The sequence below is a fragment of the Fibrobacterota bacterium genome (assembly GCA_019509785.1).
In the GTDB taxonomy this organism is placed as follows: Bacteria; Fibrobacterota; Fibrobacteria; order UBA11236; family UBA11236; genus Chersky-265.
Map to the genome: position 1 here is coordinate 1 of JAEKLQ010000063.1, position 25,002 is coordinate 25,002.

A 25,002-nucleotide genomic window follows, 5' to 3' on the forward strand; every position below is an offset into this window, starting at 1 on the left:
GGCGTATTACAATCTCGGCAACGCGCATTTCCGCAAAGGCGAATTCGCCATCCAGAGCGGCAAGCAGGAAGGCATCGAGGACTACCGCGAGGCCATGGCCAATTACAAGAAGTCCCTGGAACTGCGCCCGGAAAACAAGGACGCGAAGCGCAATATCGAGGTGGTGCAAGCCCGCATCAAGGAACTCCTCGATCGGCAGAAGCAGGATCAGAAGCAGCAGGGCAATCACCAGAAGCCGCCCGAGCCCAGCGAAGAGGCCAAGAAGGTACTGGCGCGCGCCCTGCAACTGGTCCAAGAACGCCGCTATTCCGAGGCCAAGACCCTGCTCGAGGACATCATCCAGAAGGACCGCACCGCGGCGACCTTCCAAGCCTACGTGCAACGCATCGACGACGTGCTGAAGATCATGCGCGGTGAGACGCCCACGCATCCCAACGCCCAGGATCCGCGCGCCGCCCAACCCGGGGTCGGGGTCATATGATCTCCCTTCGCAATGCGATCCTGGCGCTGGCCCTGGCGGCCGGACTCGCCGCCGCGAAAGGCGCCGAGGACTATCTCCATGGCGGCGCCTCGTTGTACATACAGGGCCGCCTGCAAGAAGCCTCCGTCGAAGTCGAAGACGGCTTGTCCAAATATCCCAACGACGCCCGCCTCAAGGCCCTCGCGAACCAACTGAAGTCCATGAAGGACCAGCAGAAGAAGGACCAGGGCGGAGGCGAAAGCCAAGGCGGGCAGGGCAGCCAGCAAAAGCAGGACAAGCAGGATTCCTCCCGGAACAAGGATGGGCAAGGGAAGCAGGACCAGAACCAGTCCAAGCAGCAACAGAAGGAGCAGCAGAAAAAGGATCAGGACAAGGACAAGCAGGATAAGGATAAGCAGGGCGGCGACAAGGACCAGGACAAGGATAAAGACAAGGATCAGAACGGTCAGCAGAACGGCCCTCCGCCGGAGGCCCAGCCGGGAAAGCAAGGCGACTCGACCGGCAAGGGCGCCGCGCCCGTGCCTCCGGGGCAGATGAGTAAGGAAGAGGCGGAACGATTGCTAAATTCCTACCAGGACGACGAGAAGCGCGAGCAGAAGAACATGCAGAAGCGCTCTCGCAAGCAGGTGGAAGTCGAGGAGGATTGGTGAGGCTTACCCTGGCCCTATGCCTTACCTTGCTGGCGGCCGGCGCGGCGCGCGCCGAGATCGCGGCCCAAGCCTCGCTCACGGCCAGCCAGGTCGGCACCGGGGAGCCGTTCCAGCTGATCGTGCAGGTAACTTCCGACGAGAAGCCGGCGGACCTTCCCTGGCCGCAGGTGGAGGGCCTACAGAACTTCACGGTCGCCAAGAACATGGCGAATTCCCAAAGCTCCCAGACCACCATCGTCAACGGCCGGGTGAGCAGCAAGAACCTCTACATCGTCAACTTCACATACACCCTTACGGCGCATAAGCCGGGCGCCTTCCAATTAGGACCCATCAAGTACGCCTATAAGGACTACGAACGCAACATGGGTTCGGCCCAGGTCACCGTCGCCAAGCAAGAGCCGGGGCTCACCAGTACGCCGACCTTGAGCAAGCGCAAGGCCTATGTCGGCGAGCAGGTCTTCTACAACCTGCGCCTCGTCGCGGGTGCAGGCGTGCAGCAAATCAACCTGGTTCAGGATTTGCAAAAGCTCATCGGCGAGAAGTTCTGGTTCCAAAGGCTGGACAAGCAGGTGGAAGGGAAGACCATGAAAATCAACGGGGAGAACGCCCGCGTGTACGACATGCGCATCGTGCTCTTCCCGTTGCTGGCGGGCAAGGCCGACTTGGCGGGCATCCCCATCGAATACACCCAGGCGAGCCGCACCCAGCGCCGCCGACAGGGCTCGGTCTTCGACATGTTCGACGACGAGTTCTTCGGGAACGGCGGATCCGCGGTCAACATGTCGGCCATGGCCAGCCCCATCGATATGGAAGTCCTACCGTTGCCCGCCGGGGCCCCCGACGGATTCACGGGATCGGTCGGAATCTATTCCTTGTCTGCGACGGTGGATAAGACCAGCGTCGCCGCCGGCGATGCGGTTACCCTGACCGTGACGGTCAAGGGCGATGGCGAGCCGAAAACCATCACCAAGCCGAAGCTTCCCGACCTGGGGCAGTTCGAAGTCTTCGAACCGGAAGTCGCCACGAACTCGGCGCCGCAGGGGAACACCCTGATCACCGTCAAGACCTTCAAGTACGTGATGGTTCCCCATCGCCGCGGCGACTACGATTTGGGCGCCATCGCCTTCCCCTATTTCGATCCGGAGCGTAAAGAGTACGTAGAAGCGAAATCGCAACCCATCCGTATCGCGGTGACCGCCGGCAAGGAAAGCGAATATACGCCGGCCCGGGTCATGAGCCAGCGCGAAATCGCGGACATCGGTTCGGACATCCGCCACATCAAGACCTCCGGGGAGCTGAAAAGCCAGGACGATTTCGTGTACCGGCGGGCCTGGTATTGGCTGCTGTTCCCGCCCACCCCGGTCGCCTTCGCCATGCTCCTGCTGGTTCGCACGCGCAGCCGCCGTCTGGCCGCCGACGCCACCTTCAAGCGCAAGACCCTGGCGGGCCCCCAACTCAAACGCCGCCTGAGGGAGGCGGAGGATTCGCTTAAGCAACGCGATGCGCGGGGCTTTTACCGGGCCCTGTCCCAGGCGGTGGTGGGCTTCGCGAGCGACAAGACCAATGTCGAGTTCCGCGGCTTGACCGTCGAGGACGCGCAAGCGCGCCTGAAAGCCAACGGGGCCGGCGAGGCCGCCGCGACGGAATACGCCAAGGTGCTGCAAGCTTGCGACTTCGGCCAATTCGGAGGCGGGGAACGGGACGAGAAGGCTTGGAAAGCGGCGTTGGCAGCGGCCGAGAACCTGTTGCGCATATTGGACCGGGAGTTGGGATGAAGAAGCTATTCGGCTTGGCCCTTCTCATGGGCCTGTTCGCGAACGCGGGTGCCGTTACGCCCGAGGCCATGGCCCGGGCCAATCAGGCCTTCCACCAGGCCAATGCCGCCTATGAGAAGAACGATTACGCCCAGGCGGCCGATCTCTACCGCCGCGCCCTCGACGAAGGCGTCGCCGATTCCCGCCTGTATTTCGACTATGCCAATTGCCTGTTCCGCCAGAACCAGCTGGGGATGGCCATCCTTTATTACGAGAAGGCCCGCAAGCTCGATCCCAACGATCCCGACATCGCGTATAACCTCCGCTTCGTCAACGCGCAGATCCAGGACAAGATTCCCGCGCCCGAGGAAAACTTCCTGACGCGGGCGCTCGCCTACGCCCATGCCGCTTTTTCCATCAACGAAGGCCTGTGGATCGAGCTGGGCCTTTTCACCTTCCTGGGCCTGGCGGCCATCCTCTGCCTCTACGCCGGCGCCGCCCTGCGTACCGCCCTGGCGGTTTTGATGGTGGTCGCGGGATTGGGCATGCTTTCCCTCGCTCCCTCCCTGGTCCTCAAGATCAAGGACCAGGAAACCCTTCGCTTCGCCATCGTACTAAAGCCTTCCATCGAGATGTACAGCGGTCCCGGCGAGAACTTCCAGGTGCTCACCCAAGTCCACGAAGGCACCCGGTTCGAAATCGTCGAGACCCACGGGGACTGGGTATCGGTAAAGTTGGCGAATGGCAAAGGCGGCTTCGTCCGCCTCGCCGACGTCGGCAAAGTCTGATCGCGACATTGCCGCACCCTTGATGGATCCGGATTCGGTCGCGAAAAAGGCTGCTGGATCCCATCCATCGGTGAATCGCGCCAAGCCTTGATTGGCTCCGGAATCGGGAATCAGCCAAAACCCCATACCCGGGCAAGCCCGTTATATCGGCCCCTCCTGCCGATGCCGGGCCTTCCAGCTTCCCAAATTCCCGCCATCCCGCAAGCCTCATGGGGCTGATTTGACTTGAGTTGCGAAATCCTCGCGCCCATAATGGACTTGGGAAATTCGACGATCTGTCTTAGTGGATTCGGATATGGTATGATTTTGGGGATCTTGTGTCCGGGGGCCTTATGCGGCTAGATTGCATTCGCGTTCATCCCGGAATCGAAATGGAGAACATCATGTTGCGCACCGCGTACCCCTGCCATGCCAATCGGTCATCCACGCATCGGATGCCGAACGGGTCCCGACCCTCGCGTCTCGGCAGAATGGTTCTTCTTACGATCGCCGCCGCCCTCGCCTCATCGTTGGCGCAAGCGCAGACCAAGCGCTGCGACCTGGTGGGCCGGGATACCACCGTTTCCGGCAACCCCGCGTCCTTCAAGCGATGCCTGGATTTGTCGTCGCTGGATGGGAAGACGGTGAACGTGCCGTTGAACGTGACGCGCATCGACAACGACGGATTATCGCTTTGCAAGGGCGCCGTGCAAGCGGGCGGCGATGCCGATATCGTTTACGTCTACGATAACTCGGGAAGCATGCGCGCCGGTTCGGCCTACATCAATTCGGGGACCGGGGACACGACCTACTACTACGACGTGTGCGGGACTTCGGCGGGCGATTCAATCTCCTTCTACCAGTGGAACGACAACGGAACCAGCCAGGTCTTGCGGAAAATCCCGCATTTGTCCGCAAACGGGGGTTGCTCCAACATCTCGGGCGATCCGTACAATGCCCGCGCCAGGGCATTTTATCTGGGGATCCAGGATCAGGCGGCGCGGGCGCCGCAATCCACCGCAGGCATAATGGGATTCGAGAATGGGACCGAACCGGTGGTCCGGCCAAGAGTTTTGAACAGTACCGCCAACATAACCGCGGTCCAAGGAGGCATCAATACCGCTTTCACCGGCGGGACGAATTACAATCCGCCGCTGGACTCCGCACGGAAGTGGCTGACAACATCCACCATCACCTCCAATCCAAAGAAAGCGATCATTTTCCTTTCCGACGGCAGGCCCAGCGACAGCCCTAACTTCGGTTCCGGCACTCCGCCCATCTACGGTATTTTCCTGGGCCGCCCACGCAGCGACACCGCCGTCCTCTCCAACATGTCCCTGAGCACTGGCGGCAAATTCTTCATCATCCCCCCGGACGATCCCGACAGCCTGAAATCGGTGGTCGCATCCATCCTCAATATCGTCCTTCTGCAATATTCCCCGCAGAGCGCTTCGGTCACCAATTCCAGCATCGCCCCTGCGCAAACGGCTACCAGCGCCGCCGCCGACTTCATCCCGCAACCCGATGGGAGTTGGCTCATGAAATTGAGCGACATCATCGGCCTCAACGCCAACGGGTCGAATGTCATCTCGGTCAGCACCAGCTTCAAGGAGAAAACCTCCGGAAACGTGGATACGAAGACCATCAGCTTCACGGTTTCCACCACCTTGCCCGCGTCCAGTACGACCCAGAAAATCGGGACCACCCAATTCGGGATGACGTGCTACGATCGTTCCTCCCTGCTCATCCTCGATGCGGGGAACGCCCGGCCGGCTTACTTCACCGACTCCAACACCATCTACCAAGTCCGCATCCGGACTTCGCCATCGCCTCTCGATTCGGCGGTGGCCGCCGCCACGACGCGCGCCCAGGCCGACACCGAGGCTCCGCATCTCAAGCCCCCCATCATATCCAACGCGGATAGCCTGGTCTTCCGGAACGCCTTTCCGTTCCAGGGGACGGGAGCGGCACGCGTATTGCGCAACGGCACCTTGGAGTCGTCGGCATTCGATTCCATTATCGTGGCTTGGTCGCATCCGCGTGACCCGCAGGATTTCGTGGCCGATACCATGCGCGTGAGGCCCAAAGGGCAGGCCTCGCAAGTTTGGTTCGCGCAATCGAACGGCGGCGCGGCGGTTACCCAATTCCCGGCCAGCACCTCGGTCGTATACATCGTGGTGAAGGATCAAGCCCCGGACGCCCATAAATCCTATACCGCCATCGTCACATCGGAAACATTCAGCATAGACAAGGAGACCGTGGTTTTAACTCCGCTTACGCCGGGCTCGGGAACCCTGGTCGGGCAGCTTACGGTGGCCAACGACACCAAGACTCAGGGCAACGGGAAACTCGAGGTCTCGGTGGGCGGCGATCAATTGCGCGTCGTCTATAAGGACCCGGTGGACATAGGCGATTCGGCGCAGGCCACCGCCGGCTTCGATCAGAGCGTTGAAGAAGCACCCGCCCTGCGTTTTACCGACGCTTCCGGCAATCCGCTCCCGGCCGGCACCATCTGGTCCCCGGCCAACGGTAAGCTTTATTTCGATTACAGCGACGATGCCGTGAACGGCACGCTCGCGACCGAGCAAATCTTCCTCACCCTCGCGAGCAAGAAGTACGGCGTCCAGCTGGCCGCGGATCATGAACGGATCGCGGCCGATTACGTAGCCAAGCTGACCGATACGCGAGGCCATTGGAAAGGCTCCATCGACTTGGCCGATGCGATGCCCACCGACTCCAACGGCAAAGCGGAAACCCGCTTCCGCGGCGAAGCCACCATTTCCGCCAATGCCCATGACAATAAGGGCGCCAGCCAGAACCTTACCGTTACGGATTTCCTGGTCATCGCCTATCCGGATTCCCAAGCGAGCATCCAATGGAAGATGGACACCACCGTAACCTCGAACGAAGGCATGATCTTCACCGTCCGCGATCAGAGTTTCACCAAAGACAACGATACCGTGCTCGTGAACGTGGCCTGCGTCAAGTCGGGCGACAGCGTCGCCAATTTTCCCGCCGGGGAAGGCCCTACCCCCCTTTCCGGGCAATACACCACCGGTACCCTGCCCAAAGATGAAGGCACCCCGAACCTCGGCGATCGGATCCTTTCCTGCCTCACCACCGATCAGATCCGCGTGCGGTATACGGATCCCGTCTATGGCGGCATTACGGAAATAATCATCGAGGAAGTCGCCAAGCCCGTGGCTACGCCCGCCGGGAACAAATTCGTCACCAGCGAATCGGTTGAGCTGACGAGCGAAACCCCCGGAGCCGTCATCTGGTACACCCTGGACGGCTCCAAGCCGGTGCCGGGCCAAAGCCTGCTTTACTCCGATCCCATCCGCATCGGCGTAACTACCACCCTGAAAGCCATCGCCGTCAAGCCCGGCTTTAAGGACAGCAAGATCCTGACCACGGTTTACACGAAGGAAACGGTGGCCTCGCGGCTGGAGATCCTCGACGAGAACGGAAACGCCATACCCGGGAACGTCCTTACGGGAGCCTCGAAGGCGATTACCATCAAGCTGATCACCACTCAGGATAACCTCACGTCAGCGGACGTGCCCACGGTGACCCGGGCGGCAGGGGATTCGGAAACCGCGCTGCTCCGCTTCAACGGGTCCCTGGGAAACGCCATCGAGTTGTCCTCTAAATTGCCGCTGCTCTCGCCGGCCACGCGTTCATTGAGGAACGATACCTTGGATGCCGCCGGGAACGATACCATAGTGGTGCGCTGGGTGAATCCGTATAACCCCGCCGACGTCGCCGCCGATACCCTCGTGATCAAGCCCGCCTTCGTGGCGGCCGAAGTCTACTTCTCCGCCACCGAGAACGGCCCTAAGATCACCCAGTACCCCGTCAATACCGACACGGTCTACATCGTCGTGAAAACCCGCCCGCGCGATCCTTCCCTCACCTATAACGTGGTCCTCACCTCCAGCGACGGCAGCAGCGATACCGAGGTGATTGTCTTGACCGAACTCTCCCCCGGGGTCTTTTCGGGCAAGGCGCCGGTCGGCACGGGTGCCAAAGCCAAGGGCGATCACGTGATCCAGGTAGCGGCGGCCGGGGACCAGCTTACCGCGGTCTTCACCGATCCGGTTTACCACGATCCGTATCGCGGCGACGCCGGTTTCGCCCAGCAAGTGCAAGAGTCGGCGCAACTGGATTTCATCGATGAGAACGGGGATGCCGTCGCTCCCGGGGCCGTCTGGAGCCCCGCCAAAGGCAAGGTCTTCGTGCGCTACTCCGACGATTGGAACGCCGGCATCGATTCCCTGGTCCATTCCAAGACGGTCCGCTTCAGCTTGGTGAACTGGAAGTCGGGCGATTCCGTGGGCGCCGATAACGAGACGCTCGTCATCTCGCTCAAGTCCCACACCGTCAGCCGCGGGACCTGGGAAGGCTCCATCACCCTGGCGGATTCGTCGAAAGCGAAAGCCGGCGACAACATCCTGGAGACCTATTATCTCGGGAAGCTCCGCGCCGCCGTCACCCCGCATGACAATGCGGGCGCGGACCTCAACGGGGAGGTGACGGATACCTTGGCCATCGCCTATCCCGACCAACCCGCCGAGATCATCGTGCGCGACACCTCGGGCGGCACGGTGCAACGGAAAACCGATCAGGTCGAGATCGTCATCCATGATCAGCTCGTGACGAAATCCGGGGAAGCCACCATCACGGCCACGGTTTCCTGCAGCCAAAGCGGCGACCAAGTCCAAAACGTGGTCTTGGTCTGGAACGGGACGGAATACGTGGCCAAGCCGCCGGTGGAAAAGGGCGAGTTGAATTCCGGCACTCCGAACAAATCGGACGCGATCCTGCAATGCCGCCAAAACGACATCTTCGTCGTGAACTATACGGACCCGGTCTTCGGCACTCCCCGCAGCACCGAGGTGCGTTGGATCGACGATACCCCGCCCGAAATGTGGTATGCCTCGGTTAAGGACGGCTCCCGCATCGCATCGGTTACCGATGGCTCGGCCAACTCTTTCGTAATCGTGGTAAAAGGGGTCAGCCCTACGCGCGATAAGGTGGACACCATCTCGGTGACGTTATCCATCGGCGCTGATGAAAGCGAGATTTTCAAAGCCGTGGAAACCGGCCCTTTCACCGGGGAGTTCCGCACCACCGCCACCTTCCGCTTCCAGACCGGTTCTCCCCAACCCGGCGACGGAACGATCGAGGCCCGTCTCGACCCCAAGGCGCGCATCAACCAGGCGGTCGTGAACGGCAAGGCCACGATATCGGGTAGCGACGTCAAAGCCGATCTCACCTTGTTGTCCATCTTCGATTTGGCGGTCTCGGCCTGGGCCGCGGACGTCGACGGGGACGGTCGCGCCGATCATCTTTACTTCCGCTTCGATCATAGCCTAGCCCGGCTGCCGGATGGGCTCACTGCGGCATACTGGAATGCCGTCTCCCCGGATTTGAAGCAAAAGGCCGAGGCTTCGCAGCTCAGCTTCGCGAAGGGAGATTCTTCGCTCATCATCGCCGATTTCTCGAAGTCGCAGTTCGGCCTAGGCCTCACCGGCATCCCGGACGGCAAACCGGCGCCTTACGCCCTTTTCCCGGACGACAATCTCTTCGGCGGCCAACAGGCCCTCCTGGCCGACTCGGTCGGGCCCATACCCCTCACGGCCATGAAGCTGCCGTCCAATGGCCAGACCTATGCGGTCACCCAAACCGAAAGGCGCTTCACTCCGGATACCCTAGTCATCACGGTTTCGGAAAAGCTGCGCACCAGCACGTCCTTCTCCGCGGTCTTCCGCTTCTCCAAAGGGTGCCGGGACTATTCCGAAAGCGTTCCCTTGCTGTTGTTCAGCCTGCCCGAAACCTCCCCGGACGGCATCACCTATAAGGCCATCGTGGACAACGCCCTGGAAACCCAGACGCCCCTGGTCGGCGATTGCATCTTCCTGGAAACCGACGGGCGCTTCTCGGACTTGGCCGGGAATCTGCCCTCCAAGGTGGGCGCGCCCATCACGGGGGCCGACCCGAAACTCGTGATCCGGGCCTTCAAGGGCTATCCTCCGGTGGCCGGCATCGACGCCGGAAGCGTGGGCTTCACCACCGCGAACCAGGACAAGCTTTCCGACGGCACCTACCGCCAGGAAACGGGGATCGACCAGACCGTACAAGTCATCTGGGTGCCGCCGGTGGGATTCGACGTATCCAACCCCATCGGTTCCCTGGAAAACGTGGCCCGGGACTTCGGGAACTCGCAGACCGGCAACCGGGCCGGCGAGAGCGCGCATCCCCAACCCATGCCCCCCGGAATCAGTACGGTTCAAGTCATCACTTCCGCGGCCTACCTGGCCCACATCACCATCTTCGACAACCTGGGCAACTTCGTCCGCACCATGAACCAGTCTTTCGGGCATAATGGGGAATTACGGAACGGGTCGCGTACGGTGGAAGGGGGCCAAGTCAGCTTCCTGGTCTGGGATATGAAGGATTCCCACGGATCAATGGTGGGCCAAGGCGTCTACGTGTGGAAGGTGAACTTCACCTTCGAGGACACTAATCGGAAGTCCGAAGTGCGCTTTACGCGGACGGGCGTGCTGCGGCAAAACTAGTGGTGGATTCCGCTCTGTGAGGCTTGTGAGCATTCGCTTTCGGCCCATGCCGGAGGGAATGCGAGCCCTGGAAGCCTTTTCATCTAGGGCTTTTGGGGCCTAGCCCGATTATTGAGCGATTACCTTCCGAATCCAGGGGCGGAACATCCCCATCAACATGCGGAAATCCCGCAATTTTTCCTACTATTTCGAGCCTGGAAAACCGGTACAGGGTCGAGGGGTCCAACACCGCTGCATTTTTGAGAGCGGAAAGTATGCTTTCCCACGCGCTCGTTTCGGTTTTTTCGCATATCTTTGCTTAGCGCTAGGGAGGCCCGCCCTGAAAACACCTGCAAAAGGATCCGCCGTGAAGTCCAGACACTTCCTGTTCACCGCTCTTGTCTTTGGGTTTATCCTCTCCGCGTGGGAATCGCCCCTGGCCCAGACCCCTCCGAATATCCTGACCTTGACGGCGAAGGTCCGGGACTTCGCCGAGCTGCCGAATGCATCCAACCCTTGCACGGGCGCCAACTGCCCCAACCATCCGGATTTCAATACCTTCAATGGCGATTGCAGGAACGCGGTAAATCCTGTGATCGACACGACCGGCTCCGTCACTCCTGCGGTTTTCGCGTTCGATAACCGGAATCCCAAGATCCCGCGCGCAGTCACGGGATGCTACACGAGCACCGGCAATTTCGACGACTGGTATAACGATCGCATCACCGATGCCTTGCCCCACCAGAATAAACCATTCCTTTACAACATGATTTTCACGCGCAACGCCCAGGGCTTGTATGTGTACGACAACTCGAGCTTCTTCCCTCTTGATGACGATTCGGTGACTCGGGGAATCACTCGCCCCATCCCCGGTGGTCCCACGAAAACCTTCGGGCATTTGAATACCGTTAACCAAGGTGGCGTGAACACGGCGCTGCATAACTTCGGATTCACCACCGAATTCCATGCGACCTTTACCTATATCGCCTCGGAAACTTCCCCCCAGACTTTCGATTTCAGAGGCGATGACGATGTCTGGGTCTTCATCAACGGCAAGCTGGTAATCGACCTCGGGGGCGTGCATGCGGCCGAAGCCCTGGGAGTGACCTTGAATCAGGCGACCATCGATGCAAAGGGACTGGGCCTGGAGAACGGCAAGAGCTACATGCTGGACTTCTTCCTGGCCGAACGCCACATCGTCGCTTCGGACTGTAAAATCACCACCAGCCTCCAGCTACAGACCAATCAGGTTGACCCGCCCACGGCCGATCCCCGAACCGAAAACTTCGCTTCCCAAGTATCCGTAAGATTGAGCGAAACAACTCCGGGGGCAGTCATCCATTACACTACCGACGGCTCCGTCCCGGATAGCACTTCCCCGATATACGATACCGATCCTGCCAAGAATTTTTCCATCCTCGTCACCAAAACGACCACCATTAAGGCCATCGGGATCAAGGCGGGTTGGAAAACGAGCACGGTGATGAGCGAGACCTATACTAAGGTGTCCCCTGCCTCGACCCTGGATATCCTGGACCAGAATGGGAATACCCTGCCCGGCTACCTGAGCGAACTCAACACCGCTTATACGATTAAGCTGGTTACGTCGCAGGCCCAATTAACCACGGCCTCCGTGGCCGCATCCACCCAGGCGGCGGTGGACAAGGAGACGGTCAGCATCCCTAATCCGGTCTTCGCGAATGATCGATTCACCTTTACCGGGACGGAGCCGCTCGTCATCGGCGCCGCTACGGCCAATGACGGGAAATCCCAGGCTTCGCCCTACGATAGCCTCATCGTTCGTTGGGTCAATCCGCAAGACCCCACCGACATCGCCGAGAAGCATGTCTGGGTGCGGCCCGCGCCTAAACAGGCTAAGGTCTTCTTCGCCACCAATCCGGATGGCACGGGCGCGACCGATTCGATCTCGGGCACCGCGACCCAGGTATACGTTTTCGTTACGGATGAGATCCTGCGATCGACCGATCAACCTACCATCAAGCTGGTGACTTCGACCCCGACCGGTTCCGGCCGGACCGGGGATTCCTTGACCCTGAACCTGACCGTCGTTTCTCCCGGGCTGTACCGCGCGAAGGTTACGCTTTCAATCGTACCCGTATCCGTTCCTGCCGACACGATCATCCAGGTCCAGCTTGGCGACCAGATCAAAGCCAGCTATACGGATCCCCTCGACAAGGATGTCGCCAGCGCCAATGCCGGCTTCGGCAAGCAACCTGAAATCGATGGCGTCTTGACCTTCACCAACAAGGCCGGGGTGGCCGTACCCAACGGAACCCATTACGATCCGGCCCAAGACTCGCTCTTTATCACTTACATGGATGATTTCATCCTCGGCTTGAATTCGATTCCCGTGACCCTATCGATCGTGAACTACAATGGCACGGCGGATCCCGATCTGGAAACCGTACAGCTGAAATTCGTCCAGCAGACGGGCAGCACCGGCGTTTGGAAGGGATCCATCAAGCTGATGGACTCGCCGCACATCCTGAAGAACAACGACACGGCCGATACCTATGTGATCGGCGAGGTGCATGGCGAAGTCACCTCGCATACCAAGAACGGCGGCGCGGGCGCCAAAGCCACGGCCGATCTACTGGTGGCCAATCCCAATCAACCTCCGGGAATCGACATCACTAATCCGAACGGGGACGTGGTCATTAAGCGTACCGACTCCAGCATCGTAGTCACCATTACCGATCAGTCGTTGTCCTCGGCGATCGACACCCTTTATTTCAACGTGTCCTGTACGGGAAGCCGGGACGGGCTTGTCGACTATATGGCGGTGGAAACGGCGCCTGGTTCGGGGAAATACGTATCGACCCCGATTCCCAAGAGCGAAGGCCCGGCCGTCAACGACAAAAGCCTCCAATGCTTGTCCCACGACGTAATCCAGGTCACCTACACGGACCCGGTCTACAAGGACGGCAAGAGCGTACAGGTGGACATCAACGAGCCGATGACTCCCACCCTCTCCTTCTCCAGCGATCCGGCCGGCAAGAATCCGATCTTGTCGATATCGGACGCCGATGCGGATTCCTTTTACGTGGTGGTCACCGGACGCAATCCCGATATCAATGCCGTGGATAACGAAACCGTTACCATGACCATCGGTACCGAATCCGAGAATTTCATCGCGGTGGAGACGGGGAAGGCGACCAATATCTTCATCGCCAAGGTCCCGTTCAAGTTCGTGACCGGGGCGCAGACGCCGAACAACGGCATCCTGGAAGGCAAGGTCGCTTCGGGCAATCTCAACGGCCAAGTCACCGCCGTCGGAAAGGTGACCATCGACGCGGCGGTGGCGACCGGGTCCATCATCCTGAGCGCCGCCTATGACCAGGTCGTGAAGGCTTATATCAAGGATACCAACGGGGACGGCCGCGGCGACAAGGTCTACATCGTGTTCCAGAATCAACTGAGCCATCTTCCGGGTGCGGACACGGCCCATTGGAATTCGGAACTGTTGCCCGGGAAGCTGGCCGACAAGGCCAAAATCTCCTTCCTCAATTCCGATTCCACCACGGTGGTGCTGGATTACACCTCGAACCAGTTCGATCTTTACAAGACGGCCCTGGACCAGGCCAATCCGCCGATGGTGACCTTGCCTTCGGATGATGCGCTCTTCAAGGGCCAACATCCTTTCATCGATGATTCCATCGGGCCGGTGATCGTTTCCGCGGTCAAGCATCCGGTCAACGCCAACCTGATCGCGAAGGGCGACAAATCCTTGAACCAGGATACCCTTTACGTGAAGCTTTCCGAACCGTTGAAGCTCGGCGACTTCACCCAGATGCTGAAATTCGGCGGCAGCTGCACCGATTACAGCAGCGCCAAAGTCATCACCGCCTCCTCTCCGCCGGCGACGCAGACCAACCCGCCCGATCCGACCACCTATATCGTCATCATCGACAACAATACCGGGCTTTCCCCGGCGGCCGGCAAGGATTGCATCTTCCTCAACGCCGATGGAAAGTATACGGACACCTCCGGGAACATTCCGCCCAAGTACGGCGTGAAGCTCGAGGGAGACGACGGCAGAAGGCTGATCGAGCTTTTCCGCGGCTACCCGCCCGTGGCAGGCTTGAATCCGACGAACCCCGCTTACCAGGTTTCGAACCAGGATTCCCGCGATGATAACAAGGGTGGAATCGCCCAGGAAACCGCTCCCGGTTCGGACAAGTACGCCGTGTACTGGATTCCCCCCGTGGGATTCGTCCCCGGTAGCGCCACGAAATTCGATGGGTCGAAGACGGCCTCAGGGCGTACGGTGGCCATCAATGATCTGCCTTCCGGATCGGATCCCGGCGCGATCCAATGCGGGACAAGAACGGCCAGATCGCGGCCAATGGCGTGTACGTTTGGAAAGTCACCTTCCAGTTCCAGGGCGGCAAGCAAGAGGTCGAGTACACGCGTACCGGTATCCTGCGTAAGAATTAATCGGGATCCGAAAGGACCGGATGGGATAGGCCCCGCCTCAGGCGGGGCCTTTTTCGTTGGCAGCCGGGAAGGCTAGGTTCCGAGGGCAGCCAAGAATGCGGACACCGCCAGGCCGCGGTGGCTGATGGCATCCTTCACTTCGCCCGGAAGCTCGGCAAAGGTTTGCGCATAACCGCGCGGAATGATAATGGGATCGTACCCGAAGCCTCCCCCGCCCCGCTCTTCCCGGATGACCTCCCCTTCGCAGACCCCTTCGAAGTAGGCCGGAGCGGCTCCGGGAGCCAGGAAGCAAAGCACGCAGCGAAAGCGGGCGCGCCTGTCAGGAACGCCTTCCAGCGCCTTGAGCAGCTTGGCCCGGTTGGCGGCCGCCATGGGCAGGGCTTTGCCCGCCGGGTCTAGCCAAGGGCCCGGGGGGCCGCTTTCCAGGGCGGAATAACGGGCGGAGTAGAGGCCCGGGGCGCCGCCCAAGGCGTCCACTTCCAGGCCGCTATCATCGGAAAGGACGGGATGCCGGGTCAGGGCCGCCAGGGCCCGGGCCTTGAGGAGGGCGTTCTCCCGGAAAGTGGTCCCTGTCTCCTCCACGTCTTCGTGGAAGCCGATATCGGCAGGGGTGAGCAAGGAGAAGCCGGCAGGACCCAGCAGGGCCTGGAATTCGGCCACCTTGCCCTTATTGCCCGTGGCGATGACCAGGGCCTTATGGTTCTCGGGCAAGCCTTGGGATAAGTCCGAACGCATGCCCGGCCACCCTACTTCGGCTTGAGGACGAAGTTCACCAGCTTATCCGGCACGGCGATGACCTTGACCACGTCCGCGCATTCCAGGTAGGCCTTGAACTTGGGATGATTGCGGGCCAGCGCCTCCAGGTTTTCCTTGGAGGTGCCTTTGGCCACCGGTTGTTCCACGCGGACCTTGCCGTTGGTCTGGAAAACCACGTTCACGGTATCCTCCACCGTGAGGGCCTCATCCCAGGCGGGCCAGGGCGCGTAGGCCAGGCTTTCCTTATGGCCCAGGTTCTCCCACATCTCTTCGGCGATATGGGGCGCGAAGGGCGCGAGCAATTTCACCAGGGTCTCGGCGGCCGAGCGGCTGGTGGCGCCGGCCTGCTCCGATTCGCTCCCGATGTCGCTCACGAAGATCATCAATTGGGAGATGGCGGTGTTGAAGCGCAATCCCTCGATGTCTTCGGTGACCTTCTTGATGGTCTGGTGCATTCGCTTGGTCAGGGTCGCGGAGGGCGGCGCATCCGCGATGGCCGCGTCCGCCTTGTCATCCCCCACCACCGCGCGCCAGGCCTTGTTCAGGAAGCGCCACAGGCCTTCGATGCCGGCGGTCTGCCAGGGCTTTTGGCGTTCCAACGGCCCCATGAACATTTCGTACAGGCGCATGGAATCGGCCCCGTAGCGCTCGATCACGTCGTCCGGGTTGACCACGTTACCGCGGGACTTGGACATCTTCTCGCCATCCTCGCCGAGGATCAGGCCCTGGTTGACGAGCTTCTGGAACGGTTCGGCCTGGGATACCAGCCCCAAGTCGAAGAGGAATTTCTGCCAGAAGCGCGCGTACAGCAGATGCAAGACCGCATGCTCGGCCCCGCCGATGTAAAGGTCCACCGGCATCCAATACCGTTCGGCCTCGCGGCTGAAAGGTTCCTTATCGTTGCGCGCGTCCACGAAGCGCAGGAAGTACCAGCTCGATCCCGCCCACTGGGGCATGGTATTCAACTCGCGCTTGCCCGCGGGCACGGGGCCCTGGCCGGGATCGGGCGCGCCGGTGGACCCCGGGTATTCGGCCCAGGCGACGGCCTTGCCGAGCGGCGGCTCGAAAGTCCCCGTGGGGCGGTAATCCTGGACATCCGGCAGTATCAAAGGCAGTTCGGAGTCCGGGAGGGAGCGGACGCCCTCCGCGGTATTGACCAAGGGAAATGGTTCTCCCCAATAGCGTTGCCGGGCGAAAAGCCAGTCCCGCAGGCGGTACTGGATACGCGCCTTGCCCAAGCCCTTCTCTTCCAGCCAGGCGTTCATCTTGGCTTTGGCCGACTCCACGTCCAAGCCGTCCAGGAAGCCGGAGTTCACCAGCTTACCGTCGCCCGTCCAGGCTTGCTTGGCGATGTCGCCGCCTTGGATCACTTCGATGATGGGCAAGCCCATCACCCTGGCGAAGGCGTAATCGCGCTCGTCATGGGCGGGCACCGCCATGATGGCGCCGGTCCCGTAGCTCATCATCACGTAATCGGAAGTCCAAATCGGGATGCGCTTGCCGGTGGCCGGATTGATCGCGAAAGCTCCGGTGGCTTCCCCGGTCTTATCCTTGTCCAACCCGCGCTCGAAATCCGATTTGCTGCCGGAAGCCCTTCGGTAGGCGTCCACGGCGGCCCTGCGATCGGGCGTCACGATCGCGGCCAGGATTGGATGCTCGGGTGCCACGACCATATAGGTGGCGCCGAACAAGGTGTCCGGGCGCGTGGTGAAAACGGTGAGCGGCTGGCCATGGCCTTCCACTTGAAAGCGCACCTCGGCGCCGCTGGAGCGGCCAATCCAATTGCGCTGCATGGCCTTGATGGATTCGGGCCACTCGAGCCCGTCGAGATCCTTGATCAGGCGTTCGGCGTACGCGGTGATGCGCAACATCCATTGCCGCATGGGGCGGCGTTCGCACGGGAAGTCCCCGCGTTCCGAACGCCCATCGGTCACTTCCTCGTTGGCCAAGACCGTACCCAAGTCCTGGCACCACCAGACCGGCGCCTCGGCGATATAAGCCATGCGCTTGGAATCGCGGTAACGGGCGATCCCGGCCGCGCCCTGCGATTGCACTTCCGCGGGAATTGGCAGCTCGGCCATGGGCCGGGCCTTATCGGCCGCGAAATCGTACCAGCTCTCGAACAGGCGCTTGAAGATCCATTGTGTCCACTTGAAGTAGCCCGGATCGGTGGTGCTGATCTCGCGATCCCAATCGTAGGAAAAGCCGAGCGCGCGGATCTGCCGGCGGAAATTGTCGATATTGGAAAGGGTGGTGGCCGCGGGATGCGTCCCGGTCTTGATGGCATGCTGCTCGGCGGGAAGGCCGAAAGCATCCCAACCCATGGGATGCAGGACGTTGAAGCCCTTCGCCCGCTTGTAGCGGCAAACGATGTCGGTGGCCGTGTAGCCTTCGGGATGGCCCACGTGCAGCCCATTGGCCGATGGGTACGGGAACATGTCGAGGGCGTAGAATTTGGGTTTTGACCGATCGAGGGTGGCCGTGAAGGTCTTCTTTTGCAGCCAATGGTCCTGCCATTTGGGCTCGACGGTCTTTGGATTGTATCGGGGCACGAGGTACCTGGGTGTGTGGTTTGAGGGGAAAAAGATAGCTAAACAAGGGATTTCCCGTGATTGCTTAATGGCCCGCCGCGACCCCCGCCCCGCGGGAACGGGTCGGCATCGGGACGGGGTTGAACCGGCGCTCTCCAACGCATAGGATGGCGTACGCGGAAAAGGGTCGGCGAAATCCCATTTACACCAATATTAATGGTCTTAATATCGAATCACCGCGGTTGGCCGCTTCCCTGGACCCCGGGATTTGCGGCAAAAGTATCCCTCCCGCCGAACCCCGCCCGAATGGCGATTCGCGAGCTAAGGCGCCGCCGATGAAACCGCGGCATGGGCCCGGATTGCTAGCATTTATCCCCTATTCACGGGAACGGAGGCCTGAGCTATGCGGTTAAGGGAATTCGGGAAATCGGGATTGCGCGTGTCGGAAATCGGCTTCGGCGCTTGGGCCTTGGGGGAATCATGGTGGGGTAAGCAGGATGACAAAGAATCATTGAAGTCCCTCCACCGGGCCGCCGAACTGGGCGCCAACTTCATCGATACGGCGCAGGTCTACGGCGATGGCCGCAGCGAATCCATCATCGCCCGCTTCCGCAAGGAATGGAAGGGCGAACTCATCGTCGCCACCAAGACCCCTCCCGAAGCGGGCGAATGGCCGCCATCCCCATACGATCCGCCCTCGGTATCCTATTCGCCGGCCTACCTGCGCGCCAACGTGGAGAAGCGGCTCAAGGCGTTGGACGTCGAGCGCATCGATATCCTGCAATTGCATAGCTGGACCCGGGCCTGGAACCGGAATCCCGCGCCTTTCGAAACCTTGCGCCGGCTGCGCGAGGAGGGCAAGATCGGCCTCATCGGGGTCTCCACCCCCGAGCATGATCAGAATTCGGTGGTCGATTTGATCAAAGGCGGTTGGGTCGATTCGGTGCAGGTCATCTTCAACCTCTTCGAACAGGAGCCCGCGGCGGAGATCCTGCCGGCGGCGGCGGAGCATGGCGTGGGCATCATCGTGCGCATGGCATTCGACGAAGGCGCCTTGACCGGCAAGTTCAATCGCCAAACCGTTTTCCCCGCGGGGGATTTCCGTTCCGACTACTTCCGGGGCGAGCGCCTGGGCCGGGTGGTGGATCGAGTGGAACGCATCCGGAAGGATTTGGAAGGAAGCGGCTATACCATGCCGCAGGCTGCGCTCAAATTCTCCCTGGGCCATCCCGCCGTAAGCACGGTGATAGCGGGCATCCGTAATCCCGCGCAGGCGGAGATGAACCTGGCGGTCTCCGATCTGCCAGACCTCCCTAAAGTCCTGCAGGAGAAGTTGCGGAGGCATAATTGGCGCAGGGGGATCTGGTATGCTGACCATTGGTGAATGAGGTGGGTCTGGGCGGGGCCGCGAGCCGGTGGGGCGGCTCGGATGCTCGCTTTCGGTAAAGCGGTCCTTCCGCGGCTTGGGAACGCGACGCCCGCGAACCGCACTGCCGGTCTCTCGCCGGCTGACGCGGGCTTTCGAATTTTCCGGGCTGAATCGCTTTCCCGAGCCGCGACGCTTGCAACTCGCCGCCCCACCGTCTCGCGGCCCCGCCCGTCCCCGCTCTTCTCCCCATGTTCCGCATACCCGTTCATGATGCGTTCGAAGGGAACGGGGTTGCCGGTGCCCTTGGCTTGTGGCCGCGAAGATTGCGGCCTCGAAGATTGCCGAGTCTGATTGCCTGCCGGGGCGCCCGGGCTGTAGGATATGGATGATATGGAGAGGGATACCCGGCGACTGGCGATCGTGAGCGTTAGCTTGGGGATTTGCGTCGCTACCTTGATGCCCGTGCAGGCCGGGCTCCTCGATGCGTTGAAGCATGCCGGGTTGCCCTGGCGCGCTATCGCTCACGGCAGCAATGTCCTTTCCTTCTTCGATGCGGCGCAGAATATCCTTCTCTTTCTGCCATTGGGATTCCTCCTGGGGTCTGATGCGGACGGGTTGCCGGGGAAGTCGCCCAAGCGGGCCGCTGCCTTGTGCCTGCTCTTTAGCGCGGCCATCGAGTGCGCGCAAGCCTGGATTCCCGGACGCTTTCCCTCGATCTGGGACGTTACCTTCAATTCGATAGGCAGCGGCGATCCCCGGGGCGCGAATTCCCTTGCTTAACCGGGGGCCGGCAGATGATTTTCTTATTAACCCCCTTCCGGTTCCCTTTACTTCTCCGGAGGTACCAATGCGTATCCGCGGTTGGCTCGTTGCCCTTTTAGTCCTAAGCGCGATATACCGGCTTTCGGCCCATGAAGATTCGTGGCTCCGTTCCAACGATCCGGAGAATGCCTCTTATTTCGCGCCTAAGCTTAGGGTCTCGCATTTGCAGGATTCCCTGGCTTTTTGGCCCGGCGTGGGCATCGGTTGGATTGTCGGTTCGGTCATCTCGGTCGGGTTCGAAGGCTATATGTTGGCCACCGATCCGCGCGGCCCGAACGCCTCGGGGCGATTATCCATGGCTTTGGGCGGCATGTCCTTCGAAGCCACGCCCTTTCCCGAACGCCGGACCCATATGTCCTTCAACGTGCTCGTCGGGGCCGGCGGATCGCAAACCGAAGGCGAGGTGGGCCTCGACAGCCTATCGAACCATACCTTCTTTTTCGCGGCGCCCGGCGCTAAGCTGGAATTCAATCTGACGCCGAATATCCGGTTGTGCCCCGGCATCAGTTATTTATGGTCACCCGATCCCGTTTGGGGATTGCCGGGCAACGGGCTTCAGGAACCCATGCTCACCTTCGATTTGCTTTTGAAGAAGCGCGATCCGGATTGATCGACCGCGCTCAATCGATCATGTGAATGGGCGAATTGCGATCGATCCCCACGGCGCTGCGCTCGTAGAAATCGGCGAGAAGCTTATCGCGCTCCATCGCCGGCAACGCGAACTTATCCCGTCCCCTGGATTTCAGGAAAGCGTCCAGGTTGGCCGCCAAAACGCCCGCGCAGACCGAGACGTTCATCGATTCGGTGAGGCCGTATTGCGGGATGCGGAAGCGCACGTCCGCGGCGGCTAAGGTGTCGGGGTGGTTGCCCATGACCTCGGATCCGAGATAGAAAGCCGTGGGGCGCGACAGATCGACCTGGTCCAGGGGCAAGGACTCGGGCGCCGTGGAGGCGACGGCGATGCGGTAGCCCTTGGCCTTCAGCCCTTCCAGGCAGCGCACCCGCTTGGAATAGCTGTAAATATCCAGCCATTTGTAGCTGCCTTTCAGCACGGAACGGCCTACGCGATAGGGATTCACTTCGGATATGACGTGCACGTCCTGGAACCCGAAGACCTCGCTGGTGCGGATGACCGCGCTGATGTTATGGGGATCCTTCAGATCCTCCAATACGAAAGCGAAATGGCGGATACGTTGATCCACCACGCCTTTGAGGAGCTCCCGCCGGTGCTCGGTGAGCTTATGGCCGTATTTCTCGATGAGGGCGGATATGTTCTCGGATTCCATTGGCAGCTCACCGGGATGCCGGGATCGCGCAGGGATCCCGGGGCCGGCGGGGGCCAATATAGGAAAGGCAGCGCCTTCCAATCCGTTACTGGATGTGGATACCGTCGAACAAGGACGCTTCCGGGAAAGCGGGTAGCGCGCGGCCGTCCAAGGAGACCACGCCTTTACCATCCGGACGGGCGACCAGGATTTGGTTCGCGCCTGAGGCGCCGCGGCCGAAGAGCACCGAAGCGCGCGTGCTCTTCGCCAAGGGACGAATCTCGATGCCCGTAGCCGACCCGAGGAAAATCTTCTGCGCGAAATTGTAGAAGCTACGATCCCATACCCGCTTTTCATGCCCCAGGTTGGCCTCGATCTGCCAGACATGGGTGACGTTGTTCTGGTCGAAATAGTCATGGTATTTTTGGCCGTTGGTGACCAGGCCGTCCGTGCTTCCGTAAGACATGTAGATGAACTTCACGTTCTTCTTGATGACGGAGACATCCTTGATGGTCGCGGTGGGCGCTTGCGTATTGGGCGCGGCCGAGTAGGGCCCGAGATAGTGGAATAGCTCGGTATGCGGGAACCCGAAGTTGAAGGTCTGCCCGCCGCCCATGGATAGGCCGGCGAGGGCGCGCGAATCGGGATCGGTCGCCACGGAATACGTCTTCTCGACCCAGGGGATCAAGTCGCCGATGAGGACGTCCCCGAAAGCGGCGAAGCCATCCGAAGCGCCCTTGGTATTCCCGTCGGGCATGACCACGACGAAGGGTTTGATCAGGTTTTTCGAAAGCAGGTAATCCATGATGTTGGCGGCATCGCCTTCGTTGCTGCCCTGCCCGATCCAGGAAACCTCGTTCCCACCGATTCCATGCATCAGGTAAACCACAGGGTACTTCTGGCTGGTCGAATATCCCGGCGGCGTATATACGGTCACCTTTTGCGTGCTGTATTTCTGCGTCTGATAAGACTGGGAAGCCGTCACCGTTCCATGGGGAATGCTCGAGCTCTTGGAATCGAATCCATTAGGGGGAACCGGAAGATTGGCCGGATCGCTGGAGAAGGCCAGTACCGGAAGCAGAATCAATCCGAGGGTCGAAATCTTACCAATCATGATATTTTCTCCTGAGTGCGATTCGGAAAACGCGCCCCTACGGGTGCGCCGCAAATGCCGCATACCGGATCCGTTCCAAGAACCCTGCGTATGTGAAGATACGGGAAAAGCCGCTTTCCTGCGTTCGGAGAATGCGCGGAAAATCGCGACTCTTCATGACTCAAACGGATTTTTCCGAAACCGGAAAACATCTTCAAGTCATGATCAGCCGAGAAGCGCGACAAAGTTCACGAATCGGGAATTTGCGCTTGCGTTTTACCTGGAGCGTTCCAGGTGCGCCGAATCTCTTGCTAGGGAAGCTTGAGGAATTCGGAAATCTTCTTCTTCTCTTCCGGAGTCCAATCGGTCGCAGCTTGCAGCTTTTCCGCCGCGCCCGGCACAGCCAATTTCTTGGCTGTGTCGGTGATATCGTTGAGGACGTCCTTCACCTTGGATAGGACCACCTTGCGGAATAGCCCAAGGTTCATGATCCCGTTGATGACCCCATTGCCGGGGAAGACCAACAGGTTCATGCGGTACTTGAGTATGCGCGGCCGCGATGGATCGGGATAGTAGGAGAAGTCCATCAAGGAAGGCCCCTTCAAGGTCCACCAGGCCACGGTGGCGATGCCGTAGCCGAAATAGAAAAGACGCTTTTCCTGGGAAGAGCCGGAGATCAGGACCGCATCGCCCCGCAAACGCTTGCCCTTGGTCCCTTTGAAATGGCGCCGCTCGGCATCGACGTATTCCGCGGTGTAAGGCTCGTTCTGGAAATGGCTTACCAAACGCGCCGACAGGGGCAGGTCCGCGAGCAGATAAGCCAAACGCTCCTGCGAAATGGGAAGCTCATCCTCGATGACGTAAAGGGTGCGGTATTCCATTCCCAGGAAGCGGTAGAGGTTGTAGCCATAAAGCGGATGGCCCGGCGTGATGCCGCGCGAGTTGAGCAGGCGGGCCTCGGAACAACGCGTGCTGTCGAATTTGAAATCCGGCTTGGGGATGTATTTGGGGTCGGGGCAATAGCCCTGGGGCATCGGCAGGCCGCAGCCGGAAACGAGATTGCAGAAGTCGCGCTGCCCGGCAGTGACCTTGGGGGCGGGCGCGGGGCCCGGGGACGCGGGCGCCCCGGCCTTAGCCTGCGGAGCCGGCATCGGCTTGGCGGCGTACGCGATGAAGAGAGGGATGACCAGTAAAGCTGGCCATCGTACCGGTCCCTTCCCCACTTTTCCCTCCAGGTTACTGGAATTTCTTGAAAATAAGGGTGGCGTTGTGACCGCCGAACCCGAAAGAATTCGAGAGGAAGGTCTTGATGGGCTCCTCGCGCGCCTGGTTAGGGACGTAATCCAGATCGCATTCCGGATCGGATTCGAACTGATTGATGGTAGGATGCACCACGTTGCGGTTGAACGCCATGAGGCCCGCCACCGCCTCGGCCGCGCCGGCCGCGCCCAGCAAGTGCCCGATCATGGATTTGGTGGAATGCACCATCACCTTGCGGGCATGGTCACCCAGGGCGCGCTTGATCGCCAACGTCTCGCCCGCATCCCCGCGCGGCGTCGAAGTGCCGTGGGCGTTCACGAGATCGATGTCGGAAGGATTCATGCCCGCCGATTGCAAGGCGTTACGCATGGCGCGGTATCCGCCGGCCCCGTCCTCGCAAGGCGCGGTGATATGATGCGCGTCGCAGCCCATCCCGTAACCGGCGAACTCGCCATAGATCTTGGCGCCGCGCTTCTTGGCGTGTTCGAGCTCTTCGAGTACCAGTACGGCGGAGCCTTCCCCCATCACGAAGCCGTCGCGACCCTTGTCCCAAGGACGCGAGGCGGTCTTGGGATCCTCGTTACGGGTGGAAAGGGCCTTCATGTTGGCGAAGCCGGCGTAGATCACTTCGATCATGGAGGCTTCGGATCCCCCGGTGAACATGATGTCGGCGGCGCCGCGCTTGATGATTTCGTAAGCCTCGCCCATGCTGTGGTTGGAGCTGGCGCAGGCCGACAGGATGGTGTAATTGGGGCCCTGCAGGTTGTTCTCGATGGCGAAGTAGGCGGCCACCGTATTGGGCAGGATCATGGGGATGAAGAAAGGGGATACGCGCTTATGGCCCCGCTCCACCATCACCTTGGTATCGGACTCGAATGTGGAGACGCCTCCCATGCCGGTGGCGATGATGGCCCCGGCCCGCTCGGGATCGAATTTGCCTTCGAGTCCCGAATCGGCCATGGCCTGGTGGGACGCCACGTGGGCGTAAATGATGGCCCGGTCCAGGCGCCTGGCCATCTTCTGGTCCTTGAAGTAAGGCATCCATTCGAAGTCCCGCACCTGCCCGCCGATGCGGCTCGACATCGTTTCGTTCGGGAAGCGGTTCACCATCCCGATCCCGGATTCGCCGAGGGCCAGCCGCCGCCAATACTCGTCCACGCTCAAGGCCAGGGGATTGACGGTTCCCAGGCCGGTGATCACCACGCGTCTCGACATAACCGTTCCTCTTTCCCTAGC

At 60.7% G+C, this 25,002-nt stretch carries 15 protein-coding genes; 9 read left to right on the plus strand and 6 right to left on the minus strand.

Annotated features, from left to right (window positions below):
- From JF616_18340 to JF616_18365, 6 genes are all read left to right on the plus strand, one after another.
- On the plus strand, positions 1–481 hold a 481-nt coding region (locus JF616_18340; GenBank protein MBW8889721.1), incomplete at its 5' end, for a hypothetical protein.
- Positions 478–1,131, plus strand: coding sequence for a hypothetical protein (locus JF616_18345; GenBank protein MBW8889722.1), 654 nt, complete (start codon positions 478–480; stop codon positions 1,129–1,131). The genes JF616_18340 and JF616_18345, both read left to right, overlap by 4 nt.
- On the plus strand, positions 1,128–2,906 hold the full coding sequence (locus tag JF616_18350) for a protein BatD (GenBank protein ID MBW8889723.1): 1,779 nt from the start codon (positions 1,128–1,130) through the stop codon (positions 2,904–2,906). The genes JF616_18345 and JF616_18350 overlap by 4 nt, the downstream gene beginning before the upstream one ends.
- A complete protein-coding gene (locus tag JF616_18355; GenBank protein ID MBW8889724.1) occupies positions 2,903–3,673 on the plus strand; it encodes a tetratricopeptide repeat protein in 771 nt (256 codons plus the stop codon). Before JF616_18350 ends, JF616_18355 begins: the two co-directional genes overlap by 4 nt.
- Positions 3,674–4,143: 470 nt before the next feature.
- Positions 4,144–10,233 (plus strand): chitobiase/beta-hexosaminidase C-terminal domain-containing protein, encoded by a 6,090-nt coding sequence (locus JF616_18360; protein MBW8889725.1) that lies wholly within the window; start codon positions 4,144–4,146, stop codon positions 10,231–10,233.
- A gap of 346 nt (positions 10,234–10,579) precedes the next feature.
- The gene (locus JF616_18365; GenBank protein MBW8889726.1) at positions 10,580–14,746 is read left to right on the plus strand and encodes a fibro-slime domain-containing protein; all 4,167 of its coding nucleotides are present in this window, start codon (positions 10,580–10,582) and stop codon (positions 14,744–14,746) included.
- Here the strand turns inward: JF616_18365 and rdgB are convergent.
- Complete coding sequence (gene rdgB, locus JF616_18370; GenBank protein MBW8889727.1) at positions 14,743–15,405, minus strand: RdgB/HAM1 family non-canonical purine NTP pyrophosphatase; 663 nt, start codon at positions 15,403–15,405, stop codon at positions 14,743–14,745. The genes JF616_18365 and rdgB overlap by 4 nt on opposite strands.
- A gap of 11 nt (positions 15,406–15,416) precedes the next feature.
- Positions 15,417–17,978, minus strand: coding sequence for a leucine--tRNA ligase (locus JF616_18375; GenBank protein ID MBW8889728.1), 2,562 nt, complete (start codon positions 17,976–17,978; stop codon positions 15,417–15,419).
- A 382-nt stretch (positions 17,979–18,360) separates the two neighbouring features.
- Here JF616_18375 and JF616_18380 point away from each other — a divergent pair, with 382 nt between their 5' ends.
- The 3 genes from JF616_18380 to JF616_18390 all read left to right on the plus strand — a co-directional run bounded on the left by JF616_18380 (position 18,361) and on the right by JF616_18390 (position 20,758).
- Positions 18,361–19,341 carry an aldo/keto reductase gene (locus JF616_18380; GenBank protein ID MBW8889729.1) on the plus strand — a complete coding sequence of 327 codons (981 nt, stop codon included), beginning with the start codon at positions 18,361–18,363 and terminating at the stop codon, positions 19,339–19,341.
- Between the two features lie 375 nt (positions 19,342–19,716).
- Positions 19,717–20,106: a VanZ family protein gene (locus JF616_18385; GenBank protein MBW8889730.1), complete on the plus strand. Its 390-nt coding sequence runs from the start codon at positions 19,717–19,719 to the stop codon at positions 20,104–20,106.
- Between the two features lie 67 nt (positions 20,107–20,173).
- Positions 20,174–20,758: a hypothetical protein gene (locus tag JF616_18390; GenBank protein ID MBW8889731.1), complete on the plus strand. Its 585-nt coding sequence runs from the start codon at positions 20,174–20,176 to the stop codon at positions 20,756–20,758.
- 10 nt (positions 20,759–20,768) lie between these two features.
- On the opposite strand, the gene JF616_18395 is transcribed toward JF616_18390, so the two are convergent.
- The 4 genes from JF616_18395 to fabF form a co-directional block, all read right to left on the minus strand.
- Positions 20,769–21,434: an RNA methyltransferase gene (locus JF616_18395; GenBank protein ID MBW8889732.1), complete on the minus strand. Its 666-nt coding sequence runs from the start codon at positions 21,432–21,434 to the stop codon at positions 20,769–20,771.
- 85 nt (positions 21,435–21,519) lie between these two features.
- The gene (locus JF616_18400; protein MBW8889733.1) at positions 21,520–22,527 is read right to left on the minus strand and encodes an esterase family protein; all 1,008 of its coding nucleotides are present in this window, start codon (positions 22,525–22,527) and stop codon (positions 21,520–21,522) included.
- Between the two features lie 290 nt (positions 22,528–22,817).
- Entirely contained in the window at positions 22,818–23,729 is a 912-nt protein-coding gene (locus tag JF616_18405) for a hypothetical protein (GenBank protein MBW8889734.1), read from the minus strand.
- A gap of 13 nt (positions 23,730–23,742) precedes the next feature.
- Positions 23,743–24,981 (minus strand): beta-ketoacyl-ACP synthase II, encoded by a 1,239-nt coding sequence (gene fabF, locus JF616_18410; protein MBW8889735.1) that lies wholly within the window; start codon positions 24,979–24,981, stop codon positions 23,743–23,745.
- Between the last annotated feature and the right edge of the window lie 21 nt (positions 24,982–25,002).